This window comes from Sphingomonas sp. SP4 (genome assembly GCF_058313375.1).
This window is the reverse complement of record NZ_JBZFLE010000001.1, coordinates 1,569,697-1,584,127: the sequence shown is the minus strand read 5'-3', so window position 1 is coordinate 1,584,127 and position 14,431 is coordinate 1,569,697. Positions and strand designations below refer to the sequence as shown.

The window sequence follows — 14,431 nt, the reverse complement described above, 5'->3', positions numbered from 1 at the left end:
GAGCCCATGGCCCGAGTGCCTGCAATGGCGGGCGAGTGGGAAGGGGAACCAAGTGAGTTTAAGGGCGAGTATTTCCTACGGCGTCCTGGCCGCGGGGCTGATGTGCGGAGCGACCGCGGCTGTCGCCCAGGATCGATCGCAGGAGAATGCCGTCACCCAGGCCGAGGATGCGTTCGGTTTCGTGATCGGACGTGAGGCGCTCGGCATCTACAATGCAAACAACACGCGCGGATTCTCGCCGACTGCCGCCGGCAATCTCAGGATCGACGGCCTCTACTTCGACCAGATGTTCAACTTGCCCGGTACGCTCGTTGACTCTTCGAGCATCAAGGTCGGGCTGACCGCCCAGGGCTACCCGTTCGCGGCGCCAAGCGGGATCGTAGACTATTCCTTGCGCGAGCCGGAATATGAAGCGGGAGCCTCGATCGTCACGAATTTCGACAGCTTCGGAACGCTGGGCGTCGAGGTGAGCGGGTCGCAGCCGCTCTCGAAGAAGCTCACTCTAGGCTACGGACTCAACGCCACGCACGTCGAGTTCGCCGACGGCACCGACAATTTCAATCATACGGAGAGCTTGAGCCTCCGGTGGCAGCCGACTTCGAGCATTCAGATCATGCCCTTCTGGTCGGCGAACAACGACTATCATGACGAGGCCGGCACCTTCTACGTGCCCATCGGTCCGTTTCTGCCCAAGCTTCCGAAGCAGCGTCATAACGAGGGCGCTGCGTGGGCGGACTATCGCTACACGGGCACCAATTACGGTCTGCTTGGGTCGGCCCGGCTCGCCGAGAACTGGGTTATCCGTGTCGGCGCGTTTCGCTCGATCAACGATCAGAAGCATAGCTTCTCAAACCTGCTCGTGGACGAGCAGCCCGACGGCAGTGGCGAGCGAATATTGTTCGCCGATCCGCCGAGCGAGTCAGCTTCCACGAGCGGCGAGATCCGGCTGACGCACAGCATTCCGGATGGACCGCGGCTGCACGTCATCCACGTGAGCGTGCGCAGGCGCGATGCGCGTCGCGAATTCGGCGGCTCCGACTTCATCGACTTCGGTCCAGGCAAGATCGGGGAGCAGGTTCATGCGCCGGAGCCGGACGAGTTCAACTTCGGCCCAATCAGCTACGATCGGCTGAAGCAGACGACGGTTGGCGTCGCCTATGACGGCCGCTGGAAGAATGTCGGCGAAATCAGCTTCGGCATCTCACAGGCGAACTTCAACAAGCGGACGGTGATCCCTGACGTCCCGGTAGCAATCACCAAGTCGAAACCTTTGCTCTACAATGGAACGGCCGCGGCCAACGTGACCTCTTCGATCACTGTCTACGCGGGCTATTCGCGCGGGCTCGAGGAAAGTGGCACGGCGCCGCCCAACGCCGCCAATCGCAACGAACCGCTGCCGGCGATCCTGACCCAGCAGAAAGACGCAGGCGTTCGCTTTGCGGTGACGAAGAAGGTCACGGCGGTCGCCGGCGTGTTCGACCTTACTCGACCCTATTTCGGCTTCGATTCCCACAACGTCTTCAAGCAGGTCGGTACCGTCGAGAGCCGCGGCGCGGAATTCTCCGTCTCAGGCGCCGTGACTCCCAAGCTCGACGTCGTCGCGGGAGGCGTCTTCTTGAGACCGCGCGTCACGGCCAGCGACACGGCGGATGGTAATATCGGGTCCAAGCCCGTCGGACTTCCGACGCACCTTCTGATCGCGAACGCCAATTGGGTCACGCCCATTGCAAAGGGCCTGGAGTTGGACGTGGCCATTTCTCATCGAGGTGAGATACCGGCCACGACCGACAACGCGGTGTTCATTCCGCCACGGGCCCGGCTGGATCTTGGCAGCCACTACCGCTTCAAGCTTGCTAAGCGCAACGCGACGTTCCGGGTGCAGCTGGTCAACGTATTCGACAATCCTGGATACGGGCTCGCGGGCTCGGGCATCTACACGTCGAATCCGGGCCGATATGTGCAGGGCTATCTTACGGTCGATCTCTAGTCGCTATCCTGCATCCTTAGCGCCACCTCACTCATGAAGCGGGGATCGTCGCCGTCCGCGAGCCACTCGGCCTCGGCGGCAATCGCGGCGAGCATGTCTGATAGAGGCTCCATCTCTGCCTTCGCGTAGTTGCCGAGCACGTGAGGCGTGACGAGGTCCTTTCGGCCGGGGCCGGGATGGCCGATGCCGATCCGCACGCGCCGGAAGTCGGGTCCGAGTGCGGCATTGATCGACCTCAGGCCGTTGTGACCGGCCAGGCCGCCGCCGACGCGAACCTTCACCTTGAAGGGCGCTAGGTCCAGCTCGTCATGAAAAACGGTCAACGCTTCCTCGTCGAGCTTGTAGAAGTTCAGCGCCTGCTGAACCGCGTCGCCGCTGTCGTTCATGAAGGTCTGCGGCTTGAGCAACAGGACACGGTTGCGGCCGATCCTGCCTTCCGAGATCAAGCTACGGAATTTCTTCTGCCACGGACCGAAGCCGTGAACCTCCGCGATGATGTCGGCCGCCATGAAGCCGACATTGTGCCGGTGCAGCGAGTATTTCGCACCAGGATTTCCGAGGCCGACCCAGAGTTGCATGGCTGATCGCTAGCAGGAGCTTTGCGCAAAAAGAAACCGCCCATCCTTTCGGATGAGCGGCTTCCTTATTCGAACAGAGTGAAGCTCAGGCTTCTTCGCCGCCCTCGGCTTCGGCTTCGCCTTCCGCCTCTTCGCCCTCAACGGTCGGAACCGCATCGGCCGGAGCAGTCTCTTCCTCTTCCGCCTTCATCGCCGACGGAGCGACAATGGTGGCGACGGTGAAGTCGTCTTCCGTGTTGGCCGGCGAAACGCCATTCGGAAGCTTCACGCTGCTGATGTGGATGGAATCACCGATTTCCAGCCCGTCGAGCGGGATGTGGATCTCGGCCGGGATGTGCGCCGCGTCGCAGACGATTTCGAGCTCGTGGACGACCACGTTGAGAACACCGCCGCGCTTCAGGCCCGGCGAAGCCTCTTCGTTGTCGAACCGCATCGGAACGGCGACGTTCACCTTGGTGTGCTCACCGATGCGCAGGAAGTCGACGTGGATCGGCCGGCTCGACACCGGATGGAAGTCCACGGCCTTCGGCAGCGTGCGATGAGCTTTGCCGGCCAGGTCGATCATGACGACTGAGTTCATGAAGTGGCCGGTGTGAAGCATCTTGGTCAGGAGCTTCTCTTCGACGTGAATCGAAAGAGGCTCTTTCTTTTCGCCGTAAACCACGGCGGGCACCCGTCCATCGCGGCGCAGTGCACGGGAGGCTCCCTTGCCAATCCCATCGCGCGCTTCGGCGGGCAGCGTCAGCTGATCGCTCATTTGCTATTCTCCAGTTGCAAAAAGCCCCGCCACGCCTCCAGGGATGACCATGACAGGGGAGGGCGCGCACTAGTGCAGACGCACCCGAAACGCAAGTTAGTGCACGGCTAGTTGACTCGGCTCGAGTAGATCCCCCGCTCGGCGAGCTGGACCAGGACGCTGTCCTTGCCGGCCAAGTGGCCCGCGCCGACGGCGACGAAGACCGTCCCAGGGGTCTGCAGGCGCGCACGAATCCAGTCGGCCCAGCGAGCATTCCGCTCCGTGAACATCACGCGATATGTGTCCGGCGAACTTTGCTCCAGCTGGCTGAGCATACGGACGAACACACGTTGGTCGCCGCGCTTCCAGGAGTCCTGCATCTCCGCCATCGACCGCGAGAGGCTGTTCATCGCCTGGGTGCCTTCTGTCCTGGGCGCGGCCGCAGGCGCGGGCGGCATTTTGACGAACATGTTCAGTTGGGATTCCAGCGTCTCGAGGCCTTCGACCTGCTTGCCTTCCGCTTCCGCAGCCCGGCGGAGGACCATGTCGGCGCCATTGCCCACCTGCATTCCCTGCGAACGACCGGCATTGATCGCCATGCGAGTGGTGGCGAGGAACGACGCCGAGGGCGTGACCAGGCGCGGAAGCGCTTGCACGACGGGTGCGCCGACTGCCGGCTGCTCCGGGACGAGTGTTTCCAGGACCAGCTCGCTCGACTGCTCGAACGCATTTCGAACGTTGTCGTTGAACCAGTGGGTCTTGCCGTCGAGCGCGTGGAAGGTGCCGAAGAGATACACGGTCGTATCGGCATCGCGGACGACGAAGATCGCTGGGGCGGCCACGTCTGGAGCATCCGGGGCAGGCGCGATCGAAGGCGTTGCTGCGGCAAGCGCTGCTGCGACGAGGATTCCGACCATGGCCCACCCTTCCGTACGGCGTCGGAGCTTATGGAAGGCGGTCGGCGAAGGGAGTCAGCAATTCACTGGACAAGCGCGTGATTCCACGACCTGTCCAACAGCGAGGAAACCCTCGCTTTTACTCCCTACGCGTATCGAAACCCCCCAGCCCGATACCAGGCAATCATGCTCACCGAGTCGTTAAGAAAAGTCTAGCGCTTTCCGTGACATCGGAGATGTTATCCACAGGGTTGCGGCGAGCCGAGCTACTGAAGGCGGCGAACCTGGTAGCCGTCGCGCTTCAGCAGGTCGATGACGGAGTCCTTGCCGGCCAGATGGCCGGCTCCGACGGCGACCATCACTGCTCCCGGTTGTGAGAGGCGCTGCTCGATCCACTTGCTCCAATTGGCATTGCGACGCTTGATCAGCGCCTGCTCGAGCTCCGGCGATTTGCCGAGATCGCGGTTGAAGGAGCGGGCAATCGCCTTCACGTCGCCGCGGACCCAGGCCGAAAGCATGTCCTGGAATTCGGTGTTCACCTTGCTGGAATCATCGATTGAGCCTTCGAGCAGCTCGCGCTGGGCGCTCTCGGGAAGACGATCGAAGAAGGTTAGCTGCTCAAGGTTGCTTTCAAGCTCGCCGATCGGCTTGCCCTGGCCGGTGAAGGTGGTGCGGAGATTGGACTCCACGCCTTCGCCGCTTTTGAGCCCCATGTCCTTGAACTGGTTGCCGAGCAGGATGAAGGCCGCTGCCCACGTCTCCATCCGGTCCAGGGCCTGCGGCGGGAAGCCGCTCTTCTTGACCGCCGCCGCGAGGGCCGCGCGCTTTTCGGCAGGAACGCGAGCGGAGAGTGGCGGGAGCCCTGGCGAGAAGGCGAGGCTGGACATCGCTTGGAAGAGTTTCAGCGGGTTCTTTTCGTCCACGATGGTCTCGACGACCAACTGCTGAGAGCCACCCATCGCCTGATCGAGCTTTGGCGTACGCCATTGATAATTCTCGGGAAGCAGGTGGATCGTCCCGAACAGATAAATGGTCGTATCGGCATCGGAGACGGACCAAAGCGCGGGCCGGGCGACGTGGGTTTCCGCCTCTGCCGCAGTGGCGCCGGAGAGTAGCGCGAGGAAAGCGGCGAAGGACGCAACGAGGCGGTGCAACAGATTTGTCATCATGAGCTCCGAAGTGGTGCTCAGGATTTACGGCTGCAAGCTTGCCGATTGCTGAAGACGCGGATGACTTGCCGATCCAGAGTCCATTCGCCAAAGCCCGGTGAAACCACTTCGCTTGTGACGGGGCCTTATCCTTTGAGCCTGAGTTTCCAGGACCTGATCCTTACGCTCCACCGCTATTGGGGCGAGAAGGGCTGCGTCATCCTTCAACCTTACGACATGGAGATGGGGGCGGGGACCTTTCACCCGGCGACAGTGCTGCGCGCGCTCGGACCGGATGCGTGGAAGGCGGCGTATGTCCAGCCATGCCGGCGTCCGACTGACGGGCGCTATGGCGAGAACCCGAACCGCCTCGGACATTATTACCAATATCAAGTCGTTCTGAAGCCGAGCCCCGAGAACCTTCAGGAGCTCTATCTCGGAAGCCTGATCGAGATCGGTATCGATCCGTTGAAGCACGACATCCGTTTCGTCGAGGACGATTGGGAGAGCCCGACGCTCGGCGCATGGGGCCTTGGCTGGGAAGTCTGGTGCGACGGGATGGAAGTCACGCAGTTCACTTACTTCCAGCAGGTCGGTGGCTTCGAATGCCGGCCGGTGACGGGCGAGCTGACCTACGGGCTCGAGCGGCTGGCCATGTACATCCAGGGCGTCGACAACGTCTTCGACCTCAGGTTCAACAATGAGGGCGTGACGTACGGCGACGTGTTCCTCGAGAATGAGGTCGAGATGTCGACCTATAATTTCGAGGTCGCGGATACGGACGCCCTGTTCGACCTGTTCCGCAAGGCCGCTGCCGAATGCGAACGTTGCCTGTCGGCGAAGCTGCCGATCCCCGCATACGAGCAGGCGATCAAAGCGAGCCACGTGTTCAACACGTTGCAGGCAAGGGGTGTGATCAGCGTGGCCGAGCGTCAGGCCTATATCGGCCGGGTACGCGATCTGGCGAAGGCGGCTTGTGCGGAGTGGATCGACGTCAGGGGGTATGCCGCCTGATGGCCGACTTCCTGCTCGAACTTCTCTCGGAAGAAATCCCGGCGCGCATGCAGGCCAAGGCGCGCAATGACCTAGCCACGCTATTCGCAGAGGGCGTGCAGGCTGCGGGCCTGAAGACCCGAGCGATCGATACGCATTCGACGCCGCGCCGGCTGGTGCTGATTGCGCGCGATGTTGCTGAAGCAACTGAGGCGTCTCGAGAGGAAATCAAGGGTCCGCGCTCATCGGCGCCGCCGCAGGCGCTCGAGGGCTTCCTCCGCAAGACTGGATTAACGCGCGAGCAGCTTGAGGAGCGAGAAGGCGTCCTCTTCGCGGTTGTAGAGCGCGAAGGACGATCCGCTGCGGATGTGATCGCTGAAACCGTGAAGCGGATCATTGCGGATTTTCCGTGGCCGAAGTCGATGCGCTGGGGCGCGGGGTCGATGCGCTGGGTACGCCCGCTACACGGCATTGTGGCGATCCTGGGGGAAGAGATCGTTCCCGTAGAAGTCGACGGCATCCAGTCGGGCGCTTGCACGGTGGGCCATCGTTTCCACCATCCCGGGCCGATCACGATCGGCGGTGCGCACGATTACATGGAGAAGCTTCGTGCATGCCACGTCATCGTCGACCAGGACGAGCGCGAGCGCCTGATCCGCGAGGGTGCACAGGCCGCGGCTTCGGAAGCGCGCCTGACCCTTCTCGACGACGAGGGCCTGGTGGTCGAGAACGCCGGCCTGACTGAGTGGCCGCAGCCATTGCTCGGCCGCTTCGACCCGGACTTCCTAGACGTGCCGCGCGAAGTGATCGTGCTCACGATGCGCACGAACCAGAAGTATTTCGCCTGCGTCGATGCCGAGGCAAACCTGGCGCCGGCATTCGTCTGCGTCGCGAACGTCGATGCGAAGGATGGGGGCGAGGCGATCGTCGAGGGTAATCGCCGGGTACTGGCCGCGCGCTTGTCCGATGCGCGATTCTTCTGGGAGCAGGACCTCAAGATTCCGCTCGAAGAGCAGGCCAAGAAGCTCGACGGGATCGTGTTCCACGAGAAGCTCGGAACCGTTGCGGAGCGTGTTGAGCGCATTGCCAAACTGGCGCGCTGGCTGGTCGAGAGTGGTGTCGTCAAAGCCGATCCGGATCAGGCGGAGCGCGCTGCTCGCCTGGCAAAGGCCGATCTTGTCTCGGGGATGGTTGGCGAGTTCCCTGAGGTTCAAGGCGTCATCGGCGGCCACCTCGCGAGAGCACAAGGCGAACCGAATGCCGTCGCGGATGCAATTCGCGATCATTACGGAAGCCCATCGCAACCGACTTCCATCGCGGTCGCGCTGGCGGACAAGCTCGACACGATCTCAGCCTTCTTCGCGATCGATCAGAAGCCGACTGGGTCGAAAGACCCGTTCGCGTTGCGGCGAGCGGCGATCTCCTCCATCGAGATCATCGTTCGTAATGGCTTGCGCCTTCCGCTGACGGAGGCGGTGCGCGGCGCTTTGGCCAACCGCGCCGGACAGGTTCGTGAGAGCGATGCCGCGCACCGGCTGGATCGCACGGCGCCGGAGATCCTCGACTTCTTCGCCGACCGCCTGAAGGTTCAGCAGCGGGACGCCGGCGTTCGGCACGATTTGATCGATGCGGTGTTCTCGCTTGGTGGCGAGGACGATCTGGTGAGGCTGTTGGCGCGCGTGAACGCACTGCAGGAATTCGTTGAGACCAAGGACGGGGCGGACCTGCTCACAGCCTACAAGCGCGCGGCCAACATCCTGAAGAAGGAGAACTGGACGGGTCCCCAAGTGATGAGCTCCCCGGAAGAGCAGGGGATTCCCCAGACTGGCGAAGAAGACCCGCTGGTGCTCGTCGAAGAACCTGGCTTGAAAGAAGCCGTCGCCGAGATGGCGTCAGGTCAGGCCGGTGCCGACTTGCCCGAAGAGCGAGCGCTGATTGCGGCTCTCGATGAAGCGGAGCCGAGGGCAGCGGCCGCGGTCGAAGCGGAAGATTTCACCGGCGCGATGGCCGCGCTCGCTACGCTTCGGAAGCCAATCGATGACTTCTTCGATCATGTGACGGTGAACGATCCCGATCCGGCCAAGCGCGAACGCAGGCTCAACCTGCTGATGCGCTTCCGCGACGCGGTGAACCAGGTAGCGGATTTCTCGAAGATCGAAGGATGACGTACTCGCCCAGTCCCTCGGACTAGGCTGCGCTCGTCATAGCGGCCGGTCGTCCGCGGGATCGCGACCGCTTCTGATGGCTGCGCTGCGCAGACTGTCACGCTCGCGCCATTCCTTTTCCTGCTCGGCCCAGTGCTTCTCGCGATCGGCTTGCGCCTTTTCAACCTCGCGGCGCCGTTCGACCTCAGTGTCGTACCGCGTCTTCCACTTGCGCCGCCCGCCTGACGTCAGGAACACGCCGACTAACAAGCCGAGCAGGAAGACAAGTCCGTAGATCACCCAGACATTCGGATCGGTGGAGACGTTCATTTCGGCCCCGTCAGCAATGGATAACGCCGCCTCTACGCTTGAAGCGCGGGCGGCGTTCCAACTGTTCGTGTGCGGGGCAGGCGTGCCGCTCGGCCGAAGCCGAGCGGCGCACCATCAACTGCCGTGCAGGAAGCTGTCGTTGATCGAGCAGCTCGCGGGACCCAGGATGACGATAAACAGGGTCGGCAGGATGAACAGGATGAGCGGGACCGTCATAATCGCGGGAAGGCGGGCTGCCTTTTCCTCGGCGCGCATCATGCGCTCGTGACGGAACTCGGCCGAGAGCACGCGCAGCGATGAAGCCAGCGGCGTACCGTATTTCTCGGTCTGGATCATGGTCGTGACAACACCGCGCACCGCTTCGAGATCGACGCGATTGGCGAGGTTCTCGAACGCCTGGCGACGCTCGGCAAGGAAGCCAAGCTCGATCGCGGTCAGGCCGAACTCGTCGCCAAGCTCCGGATAAGCCTTACCAAGCTCGCGAGAGACGCGGCCGAAAGCGGCGTCCACGGTAAGGCCGGCTTCGGCGCAGATCACGAGCAGGTCGAGCGCGTCCGGCAGACCCTTCCGGATCGCGTTGCTGCGCTTCTGGACCTTGTTCTTCAGCCAGAGGTCGGGCGATTTGTACGCAAGGCCGACGACGCCTGCGGTCGTTCCGTAACGACGGAACCACGACCACTCAGGGAACATGCCGACGAAATAGAGGCAAACCACCGCAGCGATGCCGAGCACCACCGGCAGAATGAAGCGCGCAAGAATGATGAAGAACGCCAGGTCCTTGGTGCGGATGCCGGCCTGCATGAGGCGCATCTGCGTCTTCTTGACCTGATCTTCCTGCAGCATCTTGAACTGCGACAGGAGCTGGCGAACGTTGTCCGCCGCCTGGTTGCGGTTTCGAAGCGATTTACGCTTGTTGGTGGACGCGACGATGCCCGCCTTGAGCTGCTCGCGGCGTTCGTTCAGCGCTTTGACACGGCGCGCCATCGGATCCTTGACCGTGGTCGCCGCATAGATGGCGAGGAGCACGGCGAAGGTGGCGACGGCGCTGAGCATCGTCGCGATCCAGATGACGTCGAAGCCGAGGAGCGTCGGGCCTGAAGGAGGCGCAGCCTGCATGATGGTCTAATGCCTCCCTTAGATCTCGAAGTTGACCATCTTGGCCATGATACCGGCGCCGATACCCATCCACACCATGCCACCAAGGCCGGCAATGATCAGGCGCTGGTCCGTGAAGAACGGCGCCATGTAGTGGGGGTTGATCATCCAGACGAGGCCGAAGACCACGAACGGCAGTGAGCCGACGATGTAGGCTGAAGCCTTGGATTCCGAGCTCATCGCGCGGATTTTCAGCTTCATCTGCGAACGCTTGCGCAGCACGTCGGCAAGGTTCGACAGAGTCTCGGCCAGGTTACCGCCGGTCTCGCGCTGGATCGCCAGCGTGATGACGAAGAACTGGAATTCGGGCGTGCCGAGACGGTCTGCAGTATCCTGCAGCGCAGCTTCCATCGTGCGGCCGATCTTCATCTTGTCCGACACGGCACGAAACTCCATGCCGACGGGACCCGGGATTTCGCTGGCGACGATGCCGAGCGTCTCGGTGATCGGCAGACCCGAACGAAGACCGCGAACCATCAGTTCGATCGCGTCGGGGAAGTTCGACGTGAACTTGGCGACGCGGCGCTTGATCATCTTGCCGACAACGAAGTGCGGCACGCCAACTCCGACGAAGATGCCAAGGAGCAGCGACAGAAGGAACGGTGCTCCACGCAGCATCAGCGCGAGGGCAACGAACGCGAGCAGGCCCAGGCACACCGTTGCATATTTGCCGAGGGTGATATCCTTACCCGTCATCTCAAGCCGCTTGCGCAGCAATGCCGGCTTCGGGATCAGCGTCGAGGCGAGGCCGTCGAGCTTGTTGTTGCGCTGGGCGAAGAGCTTGCGGATCTGAGCCTGAGCGGTTCCCGCAATGACGTCGCCATGACGCTCACGAATGAGCTCCATGCGGCGCTTGACGGACTTGCCCGCCGAGGGCCCGCGCATCGCCATGAAAGCGAGCCCGAGTGCTCCGACGCCGCCACCGATGATGAGCCACAACAGCATTGTGCCTTCGCCTCTCACTCTTGCCGACCGCCGCGTTGCCGCGACTGCCGGTAAACTTCCTGCCGCTTAGGCGGCGGCCTTGTCCTTCGGCTTCGCCAGCATCGACTTGAGATTATCGACGAGGGACTTGGCGCCCGGGACGACCTTGCTGTCGGTGCCGGCGCCTTCCTCGCTCGCATGGCTCAGAACGACGCTCGAGAGCTGCGTGAACGGTGCGGACATCTTTCCGCTAGCCACTTCAGCGAGCGGCTTGCCGAGCTTTGCCGCCTGCGCGGCGAGCTTCGCGTCGTACGGGAAGACGATGTCCACCGGACGCTCGATCGACTGCTCGAAGTCCTTGCGGCTGATCTCCAGCGCTCCGCCTGAAGGCACGCCGTTCGCGACCACGACGACCTTCGTCTGCGGCGCATTTGACTTCAGCCAGGCGAGAACGCGGATCGTGTCACGGGTTGCCGCGAGTGTCAGCTCTGCGACGACGACGGCAACATGCGCATCGTGCACCATATGCGGATATTGGATCAGCATGTGGCGCGGCAGGTCGAGAACCGTCGATTCGAACGCGTTCTTCATTTCTTCCTGAAGCTGGAAGAAAGCCGTGCCGTCCGTGACTAGCGGCTGGTTGATCGGCGCTTCAGCCGAGAGGACCGAGAGCCGCTCGTTAGCGCGGACCATGGCGCGCTCGATGAACAAGCCGTCGATGCGGCTCGGGTTCTCAATCGCGTCGGTGAGGCCGCGGCCGGGCTCCAGATCCAGCGCCAACGCGCCGGTTCCGAAGTGCACGTCGAGGTCGAGCAGGGCGGTCGACCGATGCGCTTTCTCGCCGAGCAACCAAGCCAGCGAAGTCGCGATGGTCGAGGCACCTACACCACCGCGGACGCCGACGACGGCCGCCATGACGTGCGGCTTGTCGGCCTGAGCTTCACCCCGCGGACCCGACAGGATCGCCTGGGCATGGGAGAAACAATCACGCAGCTGATCGACCGTGAACGGCTTCAGCAGGTAATCGTGGATGCCGCTTGCAACGAGGTCGCGATAAAGGCGAACATCGTTGACCGTGCCGGCCGCGATGACGATCGTGCCGGGCTCGCAGACTTCCGCCAGCGCGTTGATGTCGTTGAGCGGATCGCCCGACTCGCTGAGGTCCACGAACAGGATGTTCGGGCTCGCCGAGACCGAGAGCGACTGGACAGCGTTGCGCAGCCCGCCCTTGTTTACCTTCTCCGGCGACCAGCCGTGTTCGACCGCGACCGGCCGAAGCATGTCGGCGGTTGCGTCGTCGCACACGAAGGCCGTGAACGGATCGCGAAGACCCGCGCGTGCCTGGAACGGAGCATTCATCACTTGCCTCCCGACTGGGTGGATTCTTGCTTGAGACCCTTCGAGCCGGAGGGCGGAGTCGTCCGGTAAAGGATAACAGCCTTGGTGCCGGCAGCGTTGGTGCCGATGCCGCCGTCGCGCCCATGGATCAGGTCTTCCGGGTTCGCGACCATTGCAGCGAGCGCGCCATTCACGCCGCAGCCGAAGTTCGGCATCATGCGGTTGTTGTAGTTCGGCTGCGCGGGACGGTCCCAATTCGGGCAGCCGGGGACTTCGGCGCGATTGCGGCTTACGATGACACGTACGTTGCCCGGCGCGACTGCGCCTGCCGTCACGGGGGCACCCGGCTCGAGCATCATGCCGAAGTTGCTCGCAACTCGAGCGACCTCATAGCGCGCTGAGTCAGCGTAGGGTGCGTCTACGTAGATGGAGTCGCCGTAGCCGATGTTCAGGCCTTGAAACCATGCCTGAAGACGCGAGGTCTCGGCTGGCGCAAGCGATCCGCCGGGAGCTGCCGCGTCGAAGACGTAGTCGGCGCGGGTGACCACCGGAGTGTTCACAGCTTCGACACCGCGATCAGCGAGATCTCCCGAATTTGCGTGATAACTGCACCCGGCGACCGAGGCCGCAGCGATCAGGAGAACAGCGAGTTTAGAACGCATGGTGGCATCCTTCCTAAGCGAGCGGCGGATCACAGTTTGAACCCGGGAGCAGCGGCAGCGGCGCCGGTGCTGGTGGCGAGCCCAGGCGCAGGAGCCGGCAGGCGACCACGAGGACCGCTAACGCCCTTGAACGTCTGACCTTCGAGCACCCGCTCCGGATCGGTCGGCGCGCGATAGCCATCAGTCGGCAGAGCGATGCGTCCCGAGACTGGGCGAACCAGGTAGGGCGTGACGATGATCACGAGCTCGGTTTCCTGCCGACGATATTTCGTCGAGCGGAAGAGCGAGCCGAGGATTGGCAGGTCGCCAAGGAGCGGCGCCTTGTTGATCGAGTTCGTGTTGTTGTTCCGCAGAAGGCCGGCGATCATGAAGCTCTGGCCCGAGCCGAGTTCCACCGTGGTCTCTGCCCGGCGCGTGGTCAGCGCCGGAACGACGAAGTTGTTGAGCGTGACGCTGCCTGCGTCAGAGAGCTCGCTGACTTCGGGGCGCACACGCATCGAGATGCGGCCGTCCTGGAGGACGATCGGAGTGAAGGCGAGGCCAACACCATATTGCTTATATTCGATCGTCACTGCGCCGAGCGATTGAGACACCGGGATCGGGAATTCGCCGCCAGCCAGGAAGCTTGCGGTTTCGCCCGACAGGGCGGTCAATGTCGGCTCGGCGAGGATGCTCACCAGACCGTCGGTCTCCGCCAAGTCGACGGATGATAACAGATCCAGACCCAGTAGCTTGCCTGCACCGGAAAGTGTGGTTCCGATCGGGCTGCGGATGACCTTCGGTACTCCGCAATCCGATGTGCAGCTGACGTCGGGCAGGTTGATACCGGTGCCTTGTGCGACGCCGAATTTAAAGCCGCCGCCCGTTGAGGCGAGGAGGTTTACGCCGATCGATTTGAGCAGATCACGGCTGACCTCTGCGACCTTCACCTTGAGCGTGACCTGGAGCGGAGTGGCGACCTTAACACGGCTTACCGGCACGATGTTGAGGGCCGCCCCGTCCTTCGTCACGTCGACGCCTGGATTAAGAGCGGCTTTGACCAGCATTTCAGCCTGAGCAGCGTCTTCTGGCGATGCCACAGTTCCGTTGATGACGGCGACTTGACCGACGGTCCGGACGCTCAGGTCTGCATCCGGCATCGCCTGATGCAGGATGTCGTCGATGTCGCTGATGTTCTGATTGACGCGGACCTTCGCACCGTAAACGACCGAGCCGTTGGCGGAGGTAGCGATGACCGTGGCCTCGCCCATCTCCTTGCCGAACAGATTAATCTGGCGCGGGCTGTTGACGTAAACGTCGGCAACCTTCGGGTTCGAAGTCCAGACGCTGGCGACGTTCCGCGGCAGATTGATCATCTGGCCTTCGCCGATGTTGAGCAGGACCTGGGTCGTGGGGCGATAAGAGCCCGACGCGTAGGCCTTCGGCTGAGCAGCCTGGGCCGGCGCAGCAACCGCAGTCAGGCCGATGGCCAGCGCGGTGAGCGCGGTGCCGAGGCGTACCCGGCTGTTGGTGTTACGAGTCTTCATTTTAGCGAGCTCCC

General features: G+C 62.8%; 13 protein-coding genes. 3 read left to right on the top strand and 10 right to left on the bottom strand.

Translation table 11 applies throughout. The features are described from left to right. Positions 1 to 52 precede the first annotated feature (52 nt). Positions 53 to 1,987 (top strand): TonB-dependent siderophore receptor, encoded by a 1,935-nt coding sequence (locus AC4GYV_RS08100; protein WP_491100140.1) that lies wholly within the window; start codon positions 53 to 55, stop codon positions 1,985 to 1,987. Here AC4GYV_RS08100 and pth read toward each other — a convergent pair. The 4 genes from pth to AC4GYV_RS08080 form a co-directional block, all read right to left on the bottom strand. Beyond that, positions 1,984 to 2,565 (bottom strand): aminoacyl-tRNA hydrolase, encoded by a 582-nt coding sequence (gene pth / locus AC4GYV_RS08095; protein ID WP_491100139.1) that lies wholly within the window; start codon positions 2,563 to 2,565, stop codon positions 1,984 to 1,986. The two genes, AC4GYV_RS08100 and pth, sit on opposite strands and share 4 nt — an antisense overlap. Positions 2,566 to 2,650: 85 nt before the next feature. Then, entirely contained in the window at positions 2,651 to 3,322 is a 672-nt protein-coding gene (locus AC4GYV_RS08090) for a 50S ribosomal protein L25/general stress protein Ctc (protein WP_491100138.1), read from the bottom strand. 107 nt (positions 3,323 to 3,429) lie between these two features. After that, positions 3,430 to 4,218, bottom strand: coding sequence for a TraB/GumN family protein (locus AC4GYV_RS08085; RefSeq protein WP_491100137.1), 789 nt, complete (start codon positions 4,216 to 4,218; stop codon positions 3,430 to 3,432). Positions 4,219 to 4,463: 245 nt separating this feature from the next. Further along, positions 4,464 to 5,363 (bottom strand): TraB/GumN family protein, encoded by a 900-nt coding sequence (locus AC4GYV_RS08080; RefSeq protein ID WP_491100136.1) that lies wholly within the window; start codon positions 5,361 to 5,363, stop codon positions 4,464 to 4,466. Between the two features lie 135 nt (positions 5,364 to 5,498). Here AC4GYV_RS08080 and AC4GYV_RS08075 point away from each other — a divergent pair, with 135 nt between their 5' ends. Both AC4GYV_RS08075 and glyS read left to right on the top strand, forming a co-directional pair. After that, positions 5,499 to 6,359: a glycine--tRNA ligase subunit alpha gene (locus AC4GYV_RS08075; protein WP_491100135.1), complete on the top strand. Its 861-nt coding sequence runs from the start codon at positions 5,499 to 5,501 to the stop codon at positions 6,357 to 6,359. Further along, positions 6,359 to 8,503 carry a glycine--tRNA ligase subunit beta gene (gene glyS / locus AC4GYV_RS08070; RefSeq protein ID WP_491100134.1) on the top strand — a complete coding sequence of 715 codons (2,145 nt, stop codon included), beginning with the start codon at positions 6,359 to 6,361 and terminating at the stop codon, positions 8,501 to 8,503. Before AC4GYV_RS08075 ends, glyS begins: the two co-directional genes overlap by 1 nt. Positions 8,504 to 8,539: 36 nt before the next feature. Here the strand turns inward: glyS and AC4GYV_RS08065 are convergent, their stop codons facing one another. From AC4GYV_RS08065 to AC4GYV_RS08040, 6 genes are all read right to left on the bottom strand, one after another. Continuing rightward, on the bottom strand, positions 8,540 to 8,812 hold the full coding sequence (locus AC4GYV_RS08065) for a hypothetical protein (protein ID WP_491100133.1): 273 nt from the start codon (positions 8,810 to 8,812) through the stop codon (positions 8,540 to 8,542). Between the two features lie 114 nt (positions 8,813 to 8,926). Further along, positions 8,927 to 9,928, bottom strand: a complete 1,002-nt coding sequence (locus AC4GYV_RS08060) for a type II secretion system F family protein (RefSeq protein ID WP_491100132.1) — start codon at positions 9,926 to 9,928, stop codon at positions 8,927 to 8,929. An 18-nt stretch (positions 9,929 to 9,946) separates the two neighbouring features. Next, on the bottom strand, positions 9,947 to 10,912 hold the full coding sequence (locus AC4GYV_RS08055; protein ID WP_491100131.1) for a type II secretion system F family protein: 966 nt from the start codon (positions 10,910 to 10,912) through the stop codon (positions 9,947 to 9,949). Positions 10,913 to 10,978: 66 nt separating this feature from the next. Next, on the bottom strand, positions 10,979 to 12,250 hold the full coding sequence (locus AC4GYV_RS08050; RefSeq protein ID WP_491100130.1) for a CpaE/TadZ family protein: 1,272 nt from the start codon (positions 12,248 to 12,250) through the stop codon (positions 10,979 to 10,981). Continuing rightward, positions 12,250 to 12,891 (bottom strand): CpaD family pilus assembly protein, encoded by a 642-nt coding sequence (locus AC4GYV_RS08045; RefSeq protein WP_491100129.1) that lies wholly within the window; start codon positions 12,889 to 12,891, stop codon positions 12,250 to 12,252. Before AC4GYV_RS08045 ends, AC4GYV_RS08050 begins: the two co-directional genes overlap by 1 nt. A 29-nt stretch (positions 12,892 to 12,920) precedes the next feature. Next, positions 12,921 to 14,417 carry a type II and III secretion system protein family protein gene (locus AC4GYV_RS08040; protein ID WP_491100128.1) on the bottom strand — a complete coding sequence of 499 codons (1,497 nt, stop codon included), beginning with the start codon at positions 14,415 to 14,417 and terminating at the stop codon, positions 12,921 to 12,923. Between the last annotated feature and the right edge of the window lie 14 nt (positions 14,418 to 14,431).

Coding starts and splice junctions, on each gene's coding strand:
- AC4GYV_RS08090 (WP_491100138.1), bottom strand. CDS start 3,322: ATGAGCGATCAGCTGACGCTGCCCGCCGAAGCGCGCGATGGGATTGGC.
- AC4GYV_RS08050 (WP_491100130.1), bottom strand. CDS start 12,250: ATGAATGCTCCGTTCCAGGCACGCGCGGGTCTTCGCGATCCGTTCACG.
- AC4GYV_RS08080 (WP_491100136.1), bottom strand. CDS start 5,363: ATGACAAATCTGTTGCACCGCCTCGTTGCGTCCTTCGCCGCTTTCCTC.
- AC4GYV_RS08085 (WP_491100137.1), bottom strand. CDS start 4,218: ATGGTCGGAATCCTCGTCGCAGCAGCGCTTGCCGCAGCAACGCCTTCG.
- AC4GYV_RS08055 (WP_491100131.1), bottom strand. CDS start 10,912: ATGCTGTTGTGGCTCATCATCGGTGGCGGCGTCGGAGCACTCGGGCTC.
- AC4GYV_RS08065 (WP_491100133.1), bottom strand. CDS start 8,812: ATGAACGTCTCCACCGATCCGAATGTCTGGGTGATCTACGGACTTGTC.
- AC4GYV_RS08060 (WP_491100132.1), bottom strand. CDS start 9,928: ATGCAGGCTGCGCCTCCTTCAGGCCCGACGCTCCTCGGCTTCGACGTC.
- pth (WP_491100139.1), bottom strand. CDS start 2,565: ATGCAACTCTGGGTCGGCCTCGGAAATCCTGGTGCGAAATACTCGCTG.
- glyS (WP_491100134.1), top strand. CDS start 6,359: ATGGCCGACTTCCTGCTCGAACTTCTCTCGGAAGAAATCCCGGCGCGC.
- AC4GYV_RS08040 (WP_491100128.1), bottom strand. CDS start 14,417: ATGAAGACTCGTAACACCAACAGCCGGGTACGCCTCGGCACCGCGCTC.
- AC4GYV_RS08045 (WP_491100129.1), bottom strand. CDS start 12,891: ATGCGTTCTAAACTCGCTGTTCTCCTGATCGCTGCGGCCTCGGTCGCC.